We start from the raw sequence: 20,869 nt of genomic DNA, 5'->3' as shown, positions 1-20,869 counted from the left end.
CGTGCGAAGCCGCGCAGCCGAAAGAGAGGGAATGATGAAGACACGCAAACCGATGCTCGCCACGGCCCTCGCGGCCGCTTTCGCCTTGGTCACGATGCTCGCCGCGCCGCCGCAGGCGGGCGCCGCGCCGTTCCGCATCGTGGTCGGCAACGACGACGGATACTCTGCCGAAGGCATCGCGGAGCTGGTCCGCGCGCTGACGCGCAACCGCTCGCTCGAGGTCTACGTCTTCGCGCCGGCGACCAACCAGAGCGGCACCGGCGACCGCACGACGCTCGGCCCGCTGCGGATCGACCCGAACGTGACGACGGCGTTCGGCTACCCGGCGACCGCGGTGGCCGGCTTCCCCGCCGACGGCGTGCTGTTCGGGATCCTGCAGGGCCTCGACCAGCGCCCCGACCTCGTCATCAGCGGCATCAACGAGGGCCAGAACATCGCCGAGCTGGTGAACATCTCGGGCACCGTCGGCGCGGCGCTGTGGGCGGCGCGCAACGGCGTGCCGGCGTTCGCCGTGAGCCAGGGGCTCGCCGCCGAGATGCACTACGAGGAGGCGGCCGACTACACGGCGCGGCTCGTCGCGCGCTACCGCTCGAGCCCGTCGTTCCGCAAGCTGATGCGGATCTCGAAGGACCGCGCGCGCGTGCTCAACATCAACTTCCCGACCTGCGTGACCGGCAAGCTGCGCGGCGTGCGCGCGGTGGCGGTCGGCCGCGCGCAGCAGATCGTCGGCTACGAGCAGGGCTCGAGCCCGAACACCTGGGACCCGATCGTGGTGACGATGCCCGCCGGCAGCACCAACTGCGACTCGACGCTGCGCCACCCGACGACCGACATCGAGGCGATGAACAACGGCTTCGCCTCGGTGACGCCGCTCAACCCCGATCTCACGAGCGACGAGACGATCAAGCCGCTCGTCCGTCTCGTCGAGGAGTGACGAGCTAGCCGCGGAGGATTTCACGGACGCGCGCCGGCGCGGTCTCAGCCGCGTCGGCGCGCGAAGAACTCCGTGATCGCCGCGATGTTCTCCGGCGATCCGATGCGCTCGGCGAACGCCGCGTCCTCGCGTGCGCGCGCGGCGCGCACGGCGTCGGCGCGCGTCGCGAGCAGGAGCTGCTTGGTGTGGCGCACGGCGCGCGGCGGGTGCGCGGCGATCTGGCGCGCCTTCGCGAGCGCCGCGTCGAGCAGCTCCGCGTCGGGCAGCATGCTCGCCGCGATGCCGAGCTCGACCGCGCGCGGGGCGTCGATCCACTCGGCGGTGTAGAGCACCTCGGCCGCGCGCTGGAAGCCGATCGTCGCCGGCAAGAGGTAGCTGCTCGCCGCCTCCGGCACGACGCCGAGCGTGACGAACGGGCAGCGCATGCGCGCGCTCTCGGCGACGTAGACCACGTCGCAGTGCAGCAGCATCGTCATGCCGAGCCCGACCGCGACGCCGTTCACCGCGGCGATGAGCGGCTTGTCGAACGCGCACAGCTCGTCCATCAGCGTCTGGAAGCCATGCGGACCCTGGTCGGCCGGCGGGGCGTCGGTCATTTCCGAAAAATCCTGACCCGCGGAGAAGCCGGCGCCGGTGCCGGTGAGGACGACGACGTGCACCGCGTCGTCGTCGCGCGCGGCGCGCAGCGCGCCGGCGAGCGCACGGTAGAGCGCGTGGTTGAACGCGTTGCGCCGCTCGGGGCGGTTCATCGTCAAGAGCAAGACGGCGTCGTGCCGCGTCTGCAGGATGAGCTCGCTCGACATGGGTGGGCTCCTCACTCGACGTATCCGAGCGCGCGCAGCTTGCGCTCGATCCGCTCGTCGGGCTCGGGCGCCGGAGTGGCCTGCGCCGGCGCCTCTTGCTCCGCCGCGGCTCCGGCAGCCTCTTGCGGCGCGGTCGCGGCGAGCGAGCGCGCCCGGTAGTCGGCGGCGGCGGCGTAGACGATCGCGAACTCCGGCCGCTCGTCCGGCGAGCGCGGATCGTGCTCCTTGGGGTCGGCCGCGAGGTCGTAGCACGCGTCCTTGCCGCCCGGCGCGCGTGCGATGCACTTGACGTCGGCGCTGCGCGCGACGAAGCCGCCCTTCGGCATCACCGGCGAGTTCGGGAATTCGCCGAACACGACGTGACGCTCCGGCGCCTCGCCCTCGCCGGTCAGCAGCGGAACGAGGCTCACGCCGTCGACGTCGTTCGGCAGCTTCACGCCGACCAGCGAGAGGATCGTCGGCGGCAGGTCGATCAGCGACACCGGCGTCGCGATGCGCTCGCCCGGCGGGATGACGCCCGTCCACACCATGATCAGCGGGATGTGCATCACCTCGTCGAAGAGCTGCAAGTGCGTGGTCGCGCGGTGCTCGTAGAACTCCTCGCCGTGATCCGCGGTGATCACGACCAGGAGATCGCGCTCGGGGACGACGCGGTAGAGCCCGTCGAGCAGGCGGCCGACCTGGTCGTCGAGGTAGCGCACGACCTGCTCGTAGGCGCGCTGCGCCTTGCCGAGCTCCGCGCCCGCGCCGTCGGTGAAGAGCTTCCGGTACTCCTCGGGCGGCTCGTACGGATGGTGCACCTCGTAGGTGTGCACGAAGAGGAAGAACGGCTCGTCGGCGTGGTGGCCGGCCCACTCGAGCGCGCGCCCGAACGTGCCCTCCGAGTCGCCCGTTCCGGCGGCGATGGTCGAGTTCTCGTAGTAGGTCGAGAAGCCCCGATCGAAGCCGCGGCGCGCGTCGAGCAGCGCGTCCTCGGTGAAGGCCGCCGTCGCCCAGCCTGCGCGCCGCAGCGCCTCGGCGAGCGTCGCATGGCGAGGGTTGAGCACGTCGGTCGGTCGGCGCACCTCGTGCGTGACCGGCAGCAAGCCGGTCAGCATGCTCATGTGCGAGCCGAGCGTGTTCGAGAAGGTCGTGAACGCCTTCTCGAACAGCGCTCCGCGACGCGCGAACGCGGTCATGTTGGGCGTCGTGTCGAGCGCGTAGCCGTAGGTGCTCATGCTGCGCGCGCGCAGCGTGTCGAGCGACACGAGCACGATCGACGGGCGCCGCTTCTTCTCCGAGGCCTTGCCGAGCAGCCGCGGATCGCCCCACACCGGCAGCGACGGTCGGGCGTCCCACTGGTCCACCGGCTCGGTGATGAAGCGCAGGCGCACGCGCTCGCCGGCGAGGTCGCTCAGATCGACGTCGGCGTCGAACCAGCGTCGGTGCTCGGGGCGTCGCGCGGGGTCGAGGCTGCGGCGCATCAGGTCCTGCTGATCGCCGCTCTCGCGCTCGACGACGATGCGGAAGGCGACGGGCGCGGAGTCGATCCACCACGCGGCCTCCTCGACGCCGTAGCCGAGGCGCAGCACGGCGTCCTGCGGCACCTCGAAGGCCTCGGTCCGGATGGTGCGGTCGCCGAGGAACGGCACCGAGAAGACCTTCGCGAAGTACGCCTCCTTGGCCGGAAGCCGCAGCCGTCGGGGGGCGTCCGGCGCACCGAAGAGCTGCACGGAGATCCTCTGCTCCGGCTCCTGGTGCGTCTGCGCGTGCTCCGATGACGTGCCATCGTGCGCCGCGTCGCCGTGCGCCGCGTGCTCGGCGACGTCCGGCGCGGCGTCGACGTGCGCGGTCGGCGTCGGCGCTGCGGCCTCGTCCGCCGCTGCAGCGTCCGGTGCGTTCGCATGCGGCGCGGCAGCGTCCGCGGTGGCCCCGCGCGACGCGGCGCGCTTCTTCGCGGCATTCGCCAGCGCGGGCCACGTACGACGGCCGAGGATCGGCCAGGTGAGGATGGTCGCCGCACCGTCGGGGATGGCGCGCGCCGGCAAGACCTCGCACTCGCGCTTGCGCGTGTCGGGCGAGGGCGGCGGGCAGTCGAGCGTCGGCTGGAAGGGCCGCGCGGCGCTCAGCACCGGACGCGACACGTCGGCGAGCGAGACGCGCACGCCGCGCTGCAGCCGCCGATCGCCGAGCGGCTCGATGCCACGGTCGACGAAGCGCAGCTCGGTTTCGAGGCGCGGCGCAGGCGGCGCCGGCGGACGCTCACGGCTGCAGCCAGCCGCGGCGACGAGCATCGCGGCGAGGACCGTCACACGCCGAGCGAGGCTCGAGCGCGGGATCCGGCGTTGGTGGGAAACACGCACGATGGGTGAAGCGGGCGCCTGTCGCGACGGCGCGACGAGCGCGTCGCGACGCAAGCGCCGCGCCACGTTACCGGTCGAGGCGGCGCGACTGCAAACGGCGCTTCGCGGAATCCGCCGCGCGCGGGCTTACGGGGCGCGTCACCGCGGTGTAGAGAAGCGCTGCGCAGGGCGCGGATCGTGGCAGGCGAGGTGGAGCAGCCGGAGACGACGCGCGCGGAGTCCGACCGCGACGCCGCCGTGCCCCAGACGGGCGCTTCGCAGCCCGCGCTCTGGGTGTCGAGCACATATTTCGCCGAGGGCTTTCCCTACGGCGTGGTGAACAACCTCGCCGAGATCCTCTTCAAGGAGCTCGGTGCGAGCCTGCAGGTCATCGGCCTCACCTCGCTGTTCCACCTGCCGTGGAACCTCAAGTTCCTCTGGGGGCCGCTGCTCGACGCGTACGAGACCAAGCGCTCGTGGATCATCGCCACCGAGGTCGCGCTGTCGATCGGGCTCGTGCTGCTCGCGCTGCTGGTCGGCGCCTCGCCGGGGCTCGGCGCGATCGCGCTGTGCTTCGCCGTGCTCGCGTTCCTCTCGGCGACGCACGACATCGCGATCGACGGCTACTACCTCGAGAGCCTGCGCGAGCGCGACCAGTCCGCCTACGTCGGCTACCGCGCGACCGCCTACCGGCTCGCGACGCTCGCGATCGGCGGACCGCTGCTCTACGTGATCGGCGGCGTGCTCGGCTGGAGCGGCGGCTTGTTGCTCGCCGCGGCGGTGATGGCGGGCCTGACCGCGTACCACGCCGGCTGGCTGCCGCGTACCGAGCGGCGGCGCGCGCCGTTCGACGAGCTCGTGCGGCAGATCGCGACGCCGCGGCGTCTCGCGTGGCTCGCCGGCGTGTGCGCCGTGGCGCTCGGCGTCGTCCTGCTGCTGCGCACGCTGCCGCTCGACGAGGCGACGGTCGCCGCGCTCTGGGAGACGGCGGCGCGCGCCGGCGTCACCCTCGCCGGGTGGACGGCGATGGCGCTGCTCGTCGTGCTGATCGTCGCGCTCGCCTCGCTCGACCGCATCCGCGGACGCCTCGAGCTTCGCAATTCGGTCTACGCCGACGCGTTCGTGAGCTTCCTCGAGCAGCCGCGCACGGCGCTCGTGCTCGCGTTCATCGTCGCGTTCCGCGTCGGCGAGTCCTTCCTGGTGAAGATGCGCTGGCCGTTTCTGCGCGACACCGTCGGCCTGTCGCTCGAGGCGTACTCGATCGCGAACGGGACGCTCGGCGTGGCCGCGGGCTTCGCCGCGACCATCGTGGGCGGCAAGCTGATCGCGCGCGACGGGCTGCGGCGCTGGATCTGGCCCTTCGTACTCGCGCAGAACGCGCTCAACCTGCTCTACGTCTGGCTCGCCGCGCTCGGCGCGTCGGCGTCGATCACGATGACCACCACGGTGATCGCGGTCGAGCAGTTCGGCGCGGGGCTCGGCACCGCGGTGTTCATGGTCTACCTGATGCGCTGCTGCGACCCCGCGCACCGCGCCGCGCACATGGCGATCGTCACAGCGCTGATGAGCGTCAGCTTCACGCTCGCCGGCGTCGCGAGCGGCTTCCTCGCCGACTGGATGGGCTTCGGACCGTACTTCCTGCTCACCTTCCTGGTGACCATCCCCGGCATGGCGCTGGTGCCGTTCCTGCCGCACCTCGACGGACGCGAGACGACGCCGCAGCCCAGAAAGCGTCTCGAACGTCGCCGAACGTCGTTGTAGCCTGCGCGCCATGCTCGCCCGGCGGGGTCTCCTCGTGCTCGGCGCCTGCTTCTTCCTCTCCGGGATGGGAAGTCTCGCGCTCGAGGTGGTGTGGACGCGGCAGATGCGTCTCGTGTTCGGCTCGACGACGCTCGCCGCGAGCACGATTCTCGTCGCCTACATGCTCGGGCTCGGCCTCGGCGGCCTCGCCGGCGGCCGCGTCGCCGGGCGCCTGCGCGACGGCGTGCGCGCGTACGGCTGGATCGAGATCGCGATCGGCGCCTACGCGCTCGCGGTGCCGTGGCTCCTGCTGCGGCTGCCCGACCTGAACCGCTCGCTGCTCGCCGGGATGAGCTTCTGGGAGGCGGCTCTGTGCCGCTTCGCGATCGCGCTGGTGCTGCTCCTGCTGCCGACGGTGCTGATGGGCGCGACGCTGCCGATCGTGGTCGACGCGGTGGTGCGGCGCGACCCGCGGGTCGGCGCGAGCACGGGGCTCTTCTACGGGCTCAACACGCTCGGTGCGGTCGCGGGCGTGTTCGTCGCGACCTTCGTCCTCTTTCCGACGATCGGGCTGCGCTGGACGAACGCGTTCGGCGCGCTGCTCGACGTCGTGGTCGGCGCGCTCGCGCTGACCATGGTCGCGCCGCGGCTGCGCGCGTGGCAGCCTGCGGCGGGCGGCGTCGGCGACCGCGCGCCAGCGTCGTCGGAGCCCGCCGCGCGCGCCCGCCACGGCGCCGCAGCCAGCGACGTGCCGGTGCCGCTCGCGCTGACGCTCGTCGTCTACGCGGTGGTCGGCTTCTCGGCGCTGCTCTACGAGGTCGCCTGGACGCGCGCGCTCGCCGTCGTCCTCGGCTCGTCGATCTACGCGTTCTCGTCGATGCTGGGCGCGTTCCTCGCCGGCATCGGGCTCGGCAGCCTCGTCTTCCGCCGCTGGATCGACACGACGCGCGCGCCCTACGCGCTGCTCGGCGGCGGCATCGCGCTGCTCGCCGTGCTGGCGCTCGCGACGACGCTCGCGGTGCCGCACCTGCCCGACGTCTTCCTCGAGCAGCTCGCGACGCCGGAGCCGTCGCCGGGCCGCATGCTCGCCGCACAGATCGCGCTCTGCATCCTCGCGATGCTGCCGCCGGCGCTGGTGCTGGGCGGTCTGTTCCCGCTGGTCGCGCGCCTCGTCGCCGAGCGCGCGCACGACGCCGGCGACGCGGTGGGCAAGGTCTACTTCGCGAACACCGTCGGCTCGGCGAGCGGCGCGTTCTTCACGGGCTTCGTCCTGATCCCCGCGCTCGGGCTGCGCGACACGCTCGCGCTCGGCGCAGCTCTCGACCTCGCCGCGGCGGGCGCGCTGCTCCTCGCCTGCGCGCGCGGCAGGCGAGCGGTGCAGGCGGCGGGTGTGGCGGCGCTCGCCGGGTGCGCGGCGCTCGCGCTCGTGCCGATCCCGTTCGACCGCGAGACGTTCACGCGCGGCGTCTTCAAGAGCCCGAGCCTGATGCTCGACTTCGGCGTCGAGTACGTGAAGCTCGAGGGCGTGCGCGACAAGGAGCTGCTCTACTACCGCGACGGCATCAACGCGACGGTGTCGGTGCACCGCGGCGGCGCGACGACCTTCCTGCGCGTCAACGGCAAGCCCGACGCCTCGAGCCACGACGACATGCCGACGCAAGTGCTGCTCGGCGAGGTCCCGCTCTTGTTCGGCGCGCCGGCGAAGAGCGTGGCGGTGATCGGCTACGCCTCGGGCGTGACCGTCGGCTCGGTCGCGCGGCACGCGGAGGTCGAGCGCATCGACGCGATCGAGATCGAGCCCGCGATCGTCGAGGCGTCGCGCTTCTTCGACCCGCAGAGCGGCAGCCCGCTCGACGACCCGCGCGTGACGCTGATCCTCGACGACGCGCGCTCCTACCTCGCCGCGACCGACCGGAAGTACGACGTCCTCATCTCCGAGCCCTCGAACCCGTGGATGAGCGGCGTCTCGAACCTGTTCACGCGCGAGTTCTTCGCGATCGCGAAGCGCGCGCTTGCGCCCGGCGGACGCTTGCTGCAGTGGGTGCAGCTCTACGCGATGGATCCGCAGGCGCTCTACTCGATCCTCGCCGCGGTGCGCGCGGAGTTCCCCTACGTCTATGGCTTCGCCAACGAGGAAGGCGGCTCCGACCTGCTGCTGCTCGCGATGGAGCGTCCGCTGACGCGCGACGAGCTGCCGCGCTGGGAGGACCTCTCGCCGAAGGTGCGCGCCGACCTCGAGCGGGTCGGGACGTACTCGACCGCGGACCTCTGGAGCCTCGTGCGGCTCTTGCCCGCGGACGTCGACGCGCTCGTCGCGCAGGCGCCGGTCGTCAATACCGACGACAACCTGTACGTCGAGCTCGGCACGCCGCTCATGCTGCAGGAGGACACGCTGACGCCGAACTGGGAGGCCTTCGCGAGCTTCCCGCGCGGCGTCCTGCCGCTGCTCGAGTCGGTCGGCGAGCCGCTCGACGCGACGCTGCTCGGCGAGCTCGCGCTGTCCTACATCGAGCGTCGCACCGATCCGACGGTCGGGCCGGAGCTGCTGCGCATCGCGCAGGAGCGCGGCAAGAGCGCGCCGCTCGTCACCGCCGCGGTGGTGCTCGGCCGGGCGGTCGGCGAGGAGGGCTTCTCGCTCGCGAACCAGATCGCGTCGCTCGACGACGCCATCGCGCTCGATCCCGCGGCGTTCGCGCCGCGGCTCCTGCGCGCGCAGATCCTCGCCGAGGCGGAGAACCATGCGGCGGCGCTCGAGGCGGTCGATGCGGCGCTGCTGCTGCGGCCGGGCGACGCGCGCGCGCGTGCGCTGCGCGCCAGGACGCTGTATGCGCTCGAGCGCTACGACGAGGCGCTTGCCGAGATCGAGACGCTCGCCGCGTCGGACGTGCCGCTCGAGGACGAGCTCGCGCAGCGCCGCGCCGAGCTCTACCTGCGCACCGGGCGCACCTCCGAGGCGGTGGCGGCGCTCGAGGAGGAGCTCGAGGTGAAGGATTCCACCTGGCTCGAAGGCTGGGTGATGCTCGCCCAGGCGTACGAGGAGACCGGCGACCGGACCGGCGCCGAGCGCGCGCGCCGCAACGCGCAGGCGACGCTGCGCAACCGCGCCCGCTCGTACCAGTGGCTCGCGCGCAGCGCGCTCTGGCGCGGCTGGCGCGACGACGCGATCCCGCTGCTCGAGACCGCGCTGCGCGCGGAGCCGGACAACCCGACGATCGCGAGCGACCTCGCGGCGCTGCGCGCGTCGCAGGCCGGCCAAGGCGCCGCGGAGCACTGATGCAGCCCGCTCGCGCGCAGCATCCTGCAGACGACGCACCCGTGTCCGCACGTCGCGGCACGCTGGTCGCGGTCGCTGCCTGCTTCTTCCTCTCCGGTCTCGGCAGCCTCGCGCTCGAGGTCGTGTGGACGCGCGAGCTGCGCCTGGTGTTCGGCTCGACGACGCTCGCCGCGAGCACGATCCTGGTCGCGTACATGCTCGGGCTCGGCCTCGGCGGGCTCGCCGGCGGCCGGGTCGCCGGGCGCATCGCGAGCGGCGTGCGCGCCTACGGCTGGTTCGAGATCGCGATCGGCGCCTATGCGCTCATCGTGCCCTGGCTGCTCGCGAAGCTGCCGGCGCTCAACCAGACGCTGCTCGCCGGGCTCGACTTCTGGCCGGCGGCGTTCTGCCGCTTCGCGATCGCGCTCGCGGTGCTGCTGCTGCCGACGCTGCTGATGGGCGCGACACTGCCGATTCTGGTCTCGACGCTCACGCGGCGCGACCCGCGGATCGGCGCGCAGACGGGTCTCCTCTACGGCCTCAACACGCTCGGCGCCGTGGTCGGCGTGGTGGCGACGACCTTCGTCTCCTTCCGCGTGCTCGGCCTCACCTGGACGAACCGCGCCGGCGCGCTGCTCGACGTCGTGGTCGGCGTGGTCGCGCTGCTGCTGATCGCGCCGCGGATGGCGACGGGTGACGCGGCGGAGGTCGGCGCGTTGCCGTCGTCGGCGGCGTCGCGCGAGCAGCGGCGCGGCGCGAGGGCAGGGCGGGCCGGCTCGCGCGGGGAGCGTCGCGAGGTCCTTGCGCGCGACCTGCTCGGCGAGGAGCGCGCGCCCGCGGCGGCGCTGCTCGCGGTGTACGCCGTCGTCGGCTTCACGGCGCTGCTCTACGAGGTCGCGTGGTCGCGCGCGCTCGCGGTGGTGTTCGGCTCGTCGATCTACGCCTTCTCGTCGATGCTCGCGGCGTTCCTCGCCGGCATCGCGCTCGGCAGCCTGATCTTCCGGCGCTGGGTCGACCGCACGCGCTCGCCGGTCGCGCTGCTCGCGGGCGGTCTCGTCGCGCTCGCCGTGCTCGCGACCTGCACGACCGCCGCGCTGCCGCACCTGCCGGCGATGTTCCTGCGCGTCGTCGAGTCGTACGGGCTCGACAGCGCGCGCATCGCGATCGCGCAGGCGGTGATGTGCGCGCTCGTCATGCTGCCGCCGACGCTCGTGCTGGGCGGACTCTTCCCGCTGGTCGCGCGCATCCTCGCGGACCAGGTCGGCGAGGCCGGCGACGCGGTCGGACGCGTGTACTTCGCGAACACGCTGGGCTCGGCGGCGGGTGCCTTCGCGACCGGCTTCGTGCTGCTGCCGACGCTCGGCCTGCGCGAGACGCTGGCGCTCGGTGCGGCGCTGAACCTGCTCGGCGCGGCGCTGCTGCTGTTCGCGGCGTCGCGCGACGCGCGCCGGCGCGCTCTCGCGCTCGCTCCCCTCGCCGCCGCGGCGCTGCTGCTCGTCGTCCCGATCCCCTTCGACCGTCAAGCACTGACGCGCGGCGTGTTCAAGGCGCCCGACGCGGAGCTCGACTTCGGCATCGAGCTGCTGCCCGTCGACGGACGTCCGGTGCAGGAGCTGCTGTTCTACCGCGACGGCATCAACGCGACCGTCTCGGTGCACCGCGAGGAGGGCATCGTCGCGCTGCGGGTGAACGGCAAGGTCGACGCGTCGAGCTTCGGCGACATGTCGACGCAGGTCCTGCTCGGGCAGATCCCGCTGCTCTACGGACCGCCCGCGAAGAACGTGCTGGTGATCGGCTACGCGTCCGGCGTCACGACCGGCTCGGTCGCGACCCACTCCGAGGTCGAGCGCATCGACGCGGTCGAGATCGAGCCCGCGATCGTCGAGGCGTCGCGCTTCTTCGACCGCGTGAGCGGCAGCCCGCTCGACGATCCGCGCGTCCACGTCGTGCTCGACGACGCGCGCTCGTTCCTCGCCGCGACCCGCGAGAAGTACGACGTCATCATCTCCGAGCCCTCGAACCCGTGGATGAGCGGCGTCTCGAACCTCTTCACGCGCGAGTTCTTCTCGATCGTGCGCCGCGCGCTCGCGCCCGGCGGACGCCTGCTGCAGTGGGTGCAGCTCTACGCGCTCGACCCGCAGGCGCTCGCGTCGATCATCGCCGCGGTGCGCGCGGAGTTCCCGTACGTCTACGGCTTCGCCGACTTCTCCGGCAGCCCCGATCTGCTGCTGCTCGCGATGGATCGTCCGCTCGGGCTCGAGGACCTGCCGCGCTGGGAGAAGCTGCCGCCGAAGGTGCAGGGCGATCTGCAGCGCATCGGCAACTTCTCGACCATCGACCTCTGGAGCCTGATGCGCGTCACGCCCAAGGACGTCGACGCGCTCGTCGCCAAGGCGCCGGTCGTGAACTCGGACGAGAACCTGTTCATCGAGCTCGGCACGCCGTGGATGCTCTACGACGAGACGTCGACCGCGAACTGGAAGGCGCTGGTCAGCACGCGCGGCGCGATCCTGCCGCTGCTGCGTGCGCTCGGCGAGCCGATGGATCGCGACCGCATCGGCGAGCTCGCGCTCGCGCACGCGCGCAAGGAATCGCAGGCGGTGAACGATCTGCTGATGGAGGCGGGCCGCACGGGGACGGCGATCGCGGCGGCGACGATCGTCGCGCGGCGGTACAACGACGGCTCGCTGTCGCTCGAGAACCAGCTCGCGACGCTCGACGAGGCGGTCGCCCTCGCGCCGCAGTCGTTCGAGGCGCGCTTGCTGCGCGCGCAGGTGCGCGAGGAGGCGGGCGACCTCGAGGGCTCGCTCGCCGACGCGTCGCGCGCCGTCGAGCTCTCACCCGGCGACCCGCGCGCGCGTGCGCTGCGCATGCGCGTGCTCGCAAAGCTCGGACGCTACGCCGAGGCGCGGCTCGACGCCGACTCGATCGTCGACACCGCGTGGGCGCAGGCGCAGCAGAACGTCCGCCGCGAGGCGGCCGAGGTCGTGCTGCGCGCGGGCGACCTGCCGCGCGCGACCGCGATGCTCGAGGCGCTGCTGCGCGGTCCGGATCCGATGTGGAGCGAGGGCTGGCAGATGCTCGCCTGGGCGTACGCCCAGCAGGGCGACGACGAGCGCGCGCGCGCCGCGGACGAGAACGCGCGCACGTCGCGGCGCAACCGCGCGCTCGGCTACCACCGCATGGCGCGCTCGGCGCTCTGGCAGGGCAAGCCCGACGACGCGGCGGTGCTGCTGAGCATCGCGCTCTCGGCCGACCCGGACTACGAGCAGGCGCGCACCGAGCTGCAGCAGCTCCAGGCCCGCACGTCGACGAGCGCGCGCTAGACCCGCGGCCCTCGACCTACGCCGAGCGCAGGCGCTCGCGCAGCTCGGCCGAGAGGCGCTCGAGCCGCTGCGGGTCGCCCGGCACGCGGGTGTGCAGCGCGAGCGGCTCGCCGCTGCGCCGCGGCAGCAGGTGCATGTGGTAGTGGAACACGGTCTGCATCGCAGCCGCGCCGTTGAGCTGGAAGACCATCATGCCCTCCGGCTGCACGACGTCGCGCAGCGCGTGCGCGACGCGCTTCGCGGTCGCCGCGACCGCCTGCAGCGCCTCCGCGGGCGCGTCGAACAGCGTCGCATAGTGCTCCTTGGTGATGACCAGCGTGTGGCCGTCGCTCACCGGGAAGATGTCGAGGAAGGACAGCGTCCGCTCGTCCTCCGCGACCCGATGGGCCGGCGCCTCGCCGCGCACGATCTTGCAGAAGATGCAGTCCTGCTCGCTGCTCATGTCGTCTGCCGTCCTCCTCTCTCGCGTTTGCCTGCTCGGGCAGCGCCTGCCTTTACTGCGGCATGACGCGCGCCCGATCTTCTTCCTGTCTCGTTCGGCTCGCCGTCGCGCTCGCGCTCGCGACCGCGCTCGGCTGCAGCAACTACTACCTCCCCCTCGGCCGGATGACCGTCAACTTCCCGGGCTTCACCGGCGACGCGATGACCGAGTCGGAGGTGCGCGCGCGGCTGCGCGTGCCCGAAGGCTTCGCGGTCAACTCGTTTGCGTCGGGGATCCCGAACGCGCGCATGATGCGCTTCACCGAGGCGGGGGACATGCTCGTCAGCTCGCCGCGCGAGGGCAAGGTCTGGCTGCTCGCGCGCGACCGCAACGGCGACGGCACGGCGGACGGCAAGCGCGTGCTGCTCGATGGGCTGAACCGTCCGCACGGGCTCGCGCTGCACGACGGCTGGCTCTACGTCGCCGAGACCGACGCCGTGCTGCGCGTGCGCTTCGACGCCGAGAGCGGCACGGTGCGCGGCGCGCCGGAGCGCATCATCACCGGGCTGCCGGGCGGCGGCAACCACTGGACGCGCACGATCGCCATCGGTCCGGACGGCAAGCTCTACGTCTCGATCGGCTCGAGCTGCAACGTGTGCATCGAGGACGATCCGCGGCGCGCGGCGATCGTCCGCTACGAGCTCGACGGCAGCAACGAAACTTTGTATGCGACGGGGCTGCGCAACGCCGTCGGCTTCGCCTGGCAGCCGGGCACGGGCGATCTCTACGCGACCGACAACGGACGCGACTTCCTCGGCGACGACTTCCCGCCCTGCGAGCTCGACCGCGTCGTCGAGGGCGGCTTCTACGGCTGGCCGTACGCGAACGGCGACCGCGTGCCGGATCCCGACTACGGCGCCGAGCGTCCGGACCTGGTCGCGAAGTCGATCCCGCCGGTGCACGGCTTCGGCGCGCACACCGCACCGCTCGGCATGACGTTCTACGACGGCGACGCCTTCCCCGAGCGCTGGCGCGGCGCGATCTTCGTCGCGCAGCACGGCTCGTGGAACCGCTCGCGGAAGTCCGGCTACCAGGTGGTCGCGGTGTTCCTCGACGAGGAGGGCGGCGCGCGCGAGGAGCCGTTCCTCACCGGCTTCGAGGTCGACGACAAGGTGTACGGGCGTCCGGTCGACGTCGCGGTCGGGCCGGACGGCGCGCTCTACGTGTCGGACGACTTCACCGGCTCGATCTACCGCGTCGCGTACGGCGCCGCGGCGCCGCTGCCAGCGGCGTCGCCGACCGCGGGCGGTGCAGCCGGTGTCCAGCCGGGGGCGGACCCGCTCGCCGGCCTGTCGCCCGAGGAGGTCGAGCGCGCGCGCGCCACGGGACGCACGCTCTGGGAGCAGAGCGCCTGCGCCGGCTGCCACGAGCCGCCGCAGGCGGGCACGCCGAGCGCGACCTACCGTCCGCTCGGCGGGCTCAAGGCGAAGTACACGATCGACTCGCTCGCGACGTTCCTGCGCACGCCGCAGCCGCCGATGCCGGCGTATCCGTTCCCCGAGGAGCAGCGTCGCGCCCTAGCGATCTACTTGCTGTCTGAGCACCCCTGAATTTTCGCTCTAGCCAGCCGACGTTGGGGCCGACGTAAGATGTGGGGAAGGAGAGCCGCCATGGTGTCTGGGATCGTGCGTTGCCGAAATGCGGCGTCGTTGGGCGCGACGCTCTTGACGCTCGTGCTCGTCGCCGCCGGCTGCGGCAGCGACTCGACGAGCAGCGACGGCGTCGGCGCTCCGGCGCCCGGCCCCGAGGTCGGCGGGCCGGCGATCACCGCCGGGCAGGTGACGTTCGTCAATCACTGCTCGGTGCCGCTGACGCTGCACTCGAGCGGTCCAGCGCTCGGCGTGCTCGCGGCGAACGGCGGCACGACGTCGGTCGCCGTCACACAGTTCACCCAGGGCGGGCCGAACATCGTCATTCCCTACCCGAACACGACCGCCCAGCAGTGTCCGGCGGCGTACTGCGACGGCTGGACCGCGCTCGGCGGTCCGCCGGGCACCGTGCAGCGCCAGGGCTTCATGTGGGAAGGCGAGAACGCGACCTACGCCGCGTACTGCAATCCGAACCTGAGCGGTCGCGGCATCTGCGCGCTGCAGATGAACTGCTGTGGCCCGGGCATGGTGCAGGACGGAACGTTCGGCACGACGTGGGAGTTCACGCCGAACGGCGCGAACGGCCTCGACTACCCCGACCTCAGCACGAACTACGGCTCGGGTCCGCACTCGCCGCCGAACCTCTGCCCGACGGGCGGCCCGGACGACTGCGTCAGCGCGGCGGCGAACATCTTCTTCAACGTGCCGATCCAGTGGACGACCAACATGCCGTGCACGTTCACCAGCGCGGGCACGCAGGTGATGGGCCTGCAGTGCTTCGAGGCGAGCTGCACCGACGCCTACCAGCACCCGACCGACGACAAGCAGTGCTCGTGTCCGTCGAGCCCGGACCGCGGCTACCTGGTCGAGTACTGCCCGCCGGGGTCGTCGATGCCGGCGCCGCCGGGGTGAGCTCGGCGTCCACGGGCTTTCTCGTCACGGCCGCGGTCGATGCGCGCCACGCGACGCCGTGGGGGTGGGCAGCAGCGGCGGGCGTGCAACCCCGGCCGGCGCGTCTACAACCTCGGCATGGTCGGCTTCGGGACCGATCTGATGCTGCGGGCGTTCGAGCAGGTCGTGCACAGCGACGACCTCCGCCGCGTCAGCCCAACGTACAACGGGATGGGCTTCCCGCTTCCCGAGTACGAGCTCGAGGAAGGCTGGCTCGTCTCGGTGCCGTATCGAGATCGCGCACCGTGGGAGCGTCCCCTCGTGCTGCAGGGCGTGCGCTTCGCGTGCTGGCGCTTCTCGCGCGCGTCGTTCGCGCTGAATGCGGCGATCCTCGACCGGATCCGGGAGCTAGCGAGCAATCCGAGAGCGGCGCTGGTGCTCGCTTACGCTCCGCCGCCGAACGAGGCCTGGCACGATCGCATGCGCGAGGAGTTCCTTGCGGAGTGGGCGTCGGAGCGCGGCGTGCCGTTCGTCGATCTGCGGCCGGCGGGTCGGTACGCGGGGCGCGCGTATCTCGAAGGCGACTTGCACTGGAGCGTCGCTGGGCACGAGATGGTGGCGGAGGTCCTGGCACCGGTGCTCAGTCGCGCGCTGCCTCCACAGGTCAACGTGGTGCGCAAGGCGACGTTCGGCCGCCATGCCGCCACCGAGGCTCCGTGGGACTAGCCGCAGAGTGGGCTAACAGTCGTCGCGGTCGAGTTGATGGCGCAGTCGTAAAGCGCCTTGGCGCCGTTCCCGAAGTACGGTGACAGCATCTCGAGCGATCCGTAGCCGTAGGAGTTGTTGCCGTTCAGAAAATTCCCGTTTCCGTAGTTCAAGATCCACGGACCGCCGCTGCTTCCTCCCGTTTGGTCGCAGCCGACGCCCATCGGAGCTGGCGAGAATGCCGTATCGACGTAGGCGAACGATGCTGCACAGACGATCTGCTTTTCGCCGGTGAACGGCGCGCCTGCGGGGTATCCCAGAAGGAACCAATGTCGTTCGTACGGTTGGTTCCAAGCGAACCCCAAACCGCCGACGACCTGACCGATTGTCTTGCCGTTGAGGGGCTGAAGGATCACCACGCCCATGTCGTCGCCGAGATCGGAAAAGTTCACCCAGTGCCCCGTCGAGATCAGATACGCCGCGTTCCAGTTGCCCTTGGGGCGTGATTTTTGTCGGTACTGAGGAACGAACACGACGTCCGTGGACCACACTCCATTGTCGACGAGGCAATGCCCGGCGGTCCAGATCGCATAGTTGCCGATCGACGCCGCCGAGCAGACCCAATTCGCTCCCCCACGTTTGAAGAAGAGCTTGCCGACCATCTTGTGCGGAGCCTTCTGGTACTTGCGATTGGGGAACGTGCGGAAGCGCGAGAATGGGGCCGGATAGGAGTAGCCTCGCACGCCCTCCCCGATACGCTCGCTTGGCTGTCCGGGTGCCGGTGCGCTCCCGCGTTGCGGCTCGCGCTGCGGCAGCGGCAGGGGCAAAGCCTTGTCCATCTCCTCTTCGGTCCAGGCTGGCTCGTCGCTTCTGGCTTCTGGGAGCCGGTGAATCACGATGCCGCCAACTTCGTCGGCTCCCGGGGCAGCCCCGCGAGCGAGAGTCGGCAACAGAACGAGAGTGACGGCAGCAGCAAGGGCGAGGGCGCGGGGCATCAGCTCCTCCAAGTGTGATGGGTAAGGCGTCGGTGAGTGCCATGACGCCGTGCTCGTCGTCAACAACTTTGGTCGGACGACCACGCGCGTAACCGCATTTCTTGGTGAGGTTCGGCTCACCCACCCACCGACGCCGCGATCGTCACCCCGCCGTACACATTGAAATCCGGCGCCGGCTCGAAGAACCGCCCGCCCTGCGCGTTGAGCCGCACGACGCCGTTGTAGTGCTCGTCGAGCAGGTTGTTGAGGCCGAGGAAAGGCGTGACGATCATGCCGCCGACCTCGCCCTGCCAGCTCGCGCGCAGGTTCAAGAGCTCGTAGGCGCCGTTCTTCGCGGAGTTGGCGTCGTCGACGAACATCTCCGAGACGACCAACGCCTCGAGCGCGATGCGCAGACCGCTCGGGTGCTGCCAGGCGAGCTCCTGGTAGAGCTGCCACTCGGGGATGCCGGGCTCGACGTTGCCGCCGAAGTCGCCGACGTCGGTGACGTAGTCGACGTAGCGCGCGTGCAGCCAGGTGAACGCGCCGCTCCAGGTGAGATCCGCCCGCGGCGACGCTTGCCACTCGAGCTCGGCGCCCCAGCGTCGCGAGCGCCCGGCGTCGCGGAACGCGACGTCGCCGCCTTCGATCTCGAAGGGGATGAGCTCGTCGTCGATGTCGATGCGGTAGCCGGCGAGGCCGAGCGTCAAGCGCTCGCCGAAGTCGGCGCGCGCGCCGAGCTCGTAGGTGATCGACGTCTGGGGCTCGATGTCGGGGTTGAAGCCGGGGCCGGTCGGGTTCGCGAGCTCGGTCGTCGTCGGCACCTGGAACGCGGTGCCGACGCTCGCGAACAGCGACAGCCACGGCAGCGGCGTGTAGAGCACGCCACCCGCCGGGCTCCAGGCGTCCATCGTGCGCGAGCCGGAGGCGTCGCTGTCCTCGGGGAAGAAGACGTCGACGTCGAAGTGCACGGCGTCGTAGCGCAGCGCCGCGCTGAGCTCGATCTCGGGCGTCACCTCGACCGCCTCGCGCGCGTACACGCCGACGCCGGTGACGCGCTCGCGCTGGTGCAGCGTCAGCGCGCCGCGCTCGCCGTTCTCGTTCAGGAAGCGGCGGCGCTCGTCGTCCTGGTGCTGCGCGTCGAAGCCGACGGCGAAGCTCTGCGCGAAGCCGGCGACGGGCTGGCTCCACGACCAGCGCAGGCCGCCGCCCGGTCCGAGGCGGTGGAAGGTCGTGATGCCGTCGCCGAGCTGGGGCAGGACGGGAAGGCGCGTGTCGAAGTCGCGGTAGAGGACGAACGCGTAGCCCGACAGGGCGCCGATCGAGAGCTGGGTGTCGCCGGAGACGCCGGCGCGGAGCTGCCGGACGGACTCGCCGGCGTCGAGCCGCACGTTCAGATCTCGTGCTTGACGCCGGTTCTCGCGCACCTGCTCCGCCGTGAGCCCGCCCGGGTCCTGCGCGATCGGCGAGTCGACGCCGTCGACGCGCAGGATCACGTTGCTCGCGTCGTCCGGCTGCCAGGCGAGGCGTGCGAGGAAGGTCGAGCTCTCGACGCGGCTGTGCTGGCGGTAGCCGCCGAGCTGGAACCAGCTCCCGGTGACGAACGGCGCCCAGGCGCCGAAGACGCCGCCCGCCTGCGCCTGGATCTTGGCGAGCCCGTACGAGCCGCCGGTGGCGGTCGCCTCGATCCCGGGCACGTCCGGCGCGGGCTCGGTGAAGAGCTGGATCACGCCGCCCGCGGCGTTGCCGTACAGCGCCGCCGCCGGCCCGCGCAGCACCTCGACGCGCCCGATCGAGCCGAGCTCCACCGCGTCGAGCTGCGCCTGGCCGTCGGGCAGGTTCTCGGGGAAGCCGTCGACCAGCACCAGCACCTCGCGCACGCCGAACTGCGCGCGCGTGCCGAAGCCGCGCACCTGGATGCGGAAGTCCTGCGCGTAGTTGCCAGCGTTCTGCACGAGCACGCCGGGCACGCGCGACAGCGCCTCCTCGAGGCCGAGCGTCGGGCGCGCGTGCTGGATCGCGTCCTGGTCGACGACCGAGAGCGACGCCGGCACGCGGTGCAGGCCGCGCGGCTCGCGCGTGCCGGTGACGACGACGGCGTCGAGCGCGCCGGCGCGGACCGGCGCGTCGTCGTCGGCGACGGCGGCCCCGGCAGCGTCGGCGTCAGGCGCGCGGCGCGGTGGTGCGTCCGACGGATCGAGCGACGCCGGCGACGCGGTCGGCGCGGGCGTCGGTTGGAGCGCGGAAGCTAGCGCCGGCTCCTGCGCCGCGGCGCTCGCAACGGACATCGGCGCCGCGAGCGCGACGACGACGAGCAGCGCGGGCAGCAGGCGGCGCGGGTAGGGGAGGGACATCGCGAACGCCGCATGACACGCGATCCCGAGCCCGCAATCAACGCTTCGGCCCAGCGCGCCTCGCGCGACCCGCTCGCGAGCGCACGCGCAAGCGTGTGGGGGCGTGCGCGTGCGTGCGCCCGCGCGCGCATGCGCGAGCGTCCCCGCTCAGCGCTCCGATCCGCCGTCCCCGTGCCCCACCGCGTCCGCGCGCGACGGCTGCGGCAAGAGCCGCGTCACGAGCACGGCGAGCGTCAGCGCGCCGGCGCCGCACGCGAGGTAGGTCGGGCGCGCGCCCACGGCATCGAAGACCACGCCGCAGACCAGGTTCGAGAGGATGCCGCCGAGGCCGACGCCGACCGTCGAGAGCAGCGCCTGCCCGGTCGAGCGCAGCGCCGGCGGCGCGGTCTGCTCGACGTAGAGCGGCCCGCCGACGGCGAGCCCGACCACGGCGACGCCGTGCAGCAGGCCGAGCACGGTCGCGACGCCGAGGTCGTCGGCGAGCGCGCTGCCGAACCAGCGCACGCCGCCCGCGAGCGCGCCGAGGCCGAGCATCCCGCGCGCGCCGAGCCGCGCGAGCAGCGACCCCGTCCAGGCGATGAGCGGGATCTCGAGCAGCAGCATCCACACCCACATGCGGCTCACGTCGCCGAGGCCGCCGCCGAGCGCGCGCACGAAGAGCGGGAAGAGCTGGATCGGTCCGTTCAAGCAAAAGAAAACCAGGAACGAGTACGCCATCACGCGACGCATCGGGCGATGGCGCAGCAGCTCGCGCAGCGCTCCCGGCGCGGCGCGCACCCCGACCTCGCCCTCGCGCGGCAGCGTGAGGGCGATCAGGCCCGAGGCGATCGCCAGCGCCGCGACCACCGGGAACATCCAGTCGAGGCTCGCCGGCACGGCGCCGGGCTCGACCGCGCCGCCGCCGAGCGCGCGCAGCAGCCACGGAAACGCGACGACCAGCACCAGGTACCCGACCGTGCCGGTCGCGCGGGCGATGCCGAACGCGTGTCCGCGCCCGTGCAGCACCGCGAGGCTCACCGACAGCGCCATCGGCATGACGGTCGAGTGGAACACCGCGAGCAGCGCGGTCGCGAGCAGCAGCTCGAGGAAGCCGCTCGCCCCGGCGATCGGCGCCTGCGCGAGACCGGCGCCGATCGCGAGCAGCGCGAGGATCGGTCCGCGCGCGCCCGAGCGGTCCGCGAGCTGACCCCACAGCGGCTGCGCGACGAGGCCGACGAGCGGCACCATCGACAGCACCGCGCCGACCTCGAACGCGGAGAGCCCGGCGCGTCCCCCGAGGTAGAGCGCGTAGTAGGGGAAGAACACGCCGAGCGAGCCCATGTAGACGAACCAGAAGGCGCACAGGCGGGCGAAGGCGGACATCGGCGCAAGACGCACAAGCACGGCGCACGGCGTCATGCACGCGCCGCCGCATCCTCGACTGGCGTGCGGCTCGCCGCCGACCGCTCGCTGCGTCGAACGTCCGATCACGCGCCGCTTCGCGCCCGCCAGCGGTTTG

The 20,869-nt window shown here is 72.2% G+C and carries 13 protein-coding genes; 7 read left to right on the top strand and 6 right to left on the bottom strand.

Annotated features, from left to right (window positions below; genetic code table 11):
• The first annotated feature begins 34 nt into the window (after positions 1–34).
• The gene (gene surE, locus VIS07_11845) at positions 35–934 is read left to right on the top strand and encodes a 5'/3'-nucleotidase SurE (protein ID HEY8516197.1); all 900 of its coding nucleotides are present in this window, start codon (positions 35–37) and stop codon (positions 932–934) included.
• Positions 935–978: 44 nt separating this feature from the next.
• On the opposite strand, the gene VIS07_11840 is transcribed toward surE, so the two are convergent.
• Together VIS07_11840 and VIS07_11835 are read right to left on the bottom strand one after the other, a co-directional pair.
• Entirely contained in the window at positions 979–1,737 is a 759-nt protein-coding gene (locus VIS07_11840; GenBank protein HEY8516196.1) for an enoyl-CoA hydratase-related protein, read from the bottom strand.
• A gap of 11 nt (positions 1,738–1,748) precedes the next feature.
• Positions 1,749–4,028, bottom strand: a complete 2,280-nt coding sequence (locus VIS07_11835; GenBank protein HEY8516195.1) for a sulfatase — start codon at positions 4,026–4,028, stop codon at positions 1,749–1,751.
• 228 nt (positions 4,029–4,256) lie between these two features.
• On the opposite strand from VIS07_11835, the gene VIS07_11830 reads away from it, so the two are divergent.
• Genes VIS07_11830 through VIS07_11820 form a run of 3 tightly spaced genes read left to right on the top strand, consistent with a single transcriptional unit; the run spans position 4,257 to position 12,377 of the window.
• Positions 4,257–5,819: an MFS transporter gene (locus VIS07_11830; protein ID HEY8516194.1), complete on the top strand. Its 1,563-nt coding sequence runs from the start codon at positions 4,257–4,259 to the stop codon at positions 5,817–5,819.
• Between the two features lie 10 nt (positions 5,820–5,829).
• Positions 5,830–9,072 carry a fused MFS/spermidine synthase gene (locus VIS07_11825; protein ID HEY8516193.1) on the top strand — a complete coding sequence of 1,081 codons (3,243 nt, stop codon included), beginning with the start codon at positions 5,830–5,832 and terminating at the stop codon, positions 9,070–9,072.
• Between the two features lie 41 nt (positions 9,073–9,113).
• On the top strand, positions 9,114–12,377 hold the full coding sequence (locus VIS07_11820) for a fused MFS/spermidine synthase (GenBank protein HEY8516192.1): 3,264 nt from the start codon (positions 9,114–9,116) through the stop codon (positions 12,375–12,377).
• Between the two features lie 16 nt (positions 12,378–12,393).
• On the opposite strand, the gene VIS07_11815 is transcribed toward VIS07_11820, so the two are convergent.
• The gene (locus VIS07_11815) at positions 12,394–12,819 is read right to left on the bottom strand and encodes an HIT family protein (GenBank protein ID HEY8516191.1); all 426 of its coding nucleotides are present in this window, start codon (positions 12,817–12,819) and stop codon (positions 12,394–12,396) included.
• A 62-nt stretch (positions 12,820–12,881) separates the two neighbouring features.
• Between VIS07_11815 and VIS07_11810 the strand changes: the two genes are divergently transcribed.
• From VIS07_11810 to VIS07_11800, 3 genes are read left to right on the top strand one after another with little or no spacing between them, the layout of a single operon-like run.
• A complete protein-coding gene (locus VIS07_11810) occupies positions 12,882–14,408 on the top strand; it encodes a PQQ-dependent sugar dehydrogenase (GenBank protein ID HEY8516190.1) in 1,527 nt (508 codons plus the stop codon).
• A 60-nt stretch (positions 14,409–14,468) separates the two neighbouring features.
• Positions 14,469–15,359 (top strand): hypothetical protein, encoded by an 891-nt coding sequence (locus tag VIS07_11805; GenBank protein ID HEY8516189.1) that lies wholly within the window; start codon positions 14,469–14,471, stop codon positions 15,357–15,359.
• Positions 15,360–15,398: 39 nt separating this feature from the next.
• Positions 15,399–16,064 (top strand): SGNH/GDSL hydrolase family protein, encoded by a 666-nt coding sequence (locus VIS07_11800; protein HEY8516188.1) that lies wholly within the window; start codon positions 15,399–15,401, stop codon positions 16,062–16,064.
• Here the strand turns inward: VIS07_11800 and VIS07_11795 are convergent.
• The 3 genes from VIS07_11795 to VIS07_11785 form a co-directional block, all read right to left on the bottom strand.
• On the bottom strand, positions 16,061–17,038 hold the full coding sequence (locus tag VIS07_11795) for a hypothetical protein (protein HEY8516187.1): 978 nt from the start codon (positions 17,036–17,038) through the stop codon (positions 16,061–16,063). The two genes, VIS07_11800 and VIS07_11795, sit on opposite strands and share 4 nt — an antisense overlap.
• A gap of 116 nt (positions 17,039–17,154) precedes the next feature.
• Positions 17,155–19,371, bottom strand: coding sequence for a TonB-dependent receptor (locus tag VIS07_11790; GenBank protein HEY8516186.1), 2,217 nt, complete (start codon positions 19,369–19,371; stop codon positions 17,155–17,157).
• A 147-nt stretch (positions 19,372–19,518) separates the two neighbouring features.
• Positions 19,519–20,733 (bottom strand): MFS transporter, encoded by a 1,215-nt coding sequence (locus VIS07_11785; GenBank protein ID HEY8516185.1) that lies wholly within the window; start codon positions 20,731–20,733, stop codon positions 19,519–19,521.
• Positions 20,734–20,869 lie beyond the last annotated feature (136 nt).

The organism is Candidatus Binatia bacterium (assembly GCA_036563615.1).
GTDB lineage: Bacteria > Desulfobacterota > Binatia > UBA12015 > UBA12015 > DATCMB01.
Note: the sequence above shows the minus strand (reverse complement) of the source record. Positions and strands in the feature narration are given on the sequence as shown.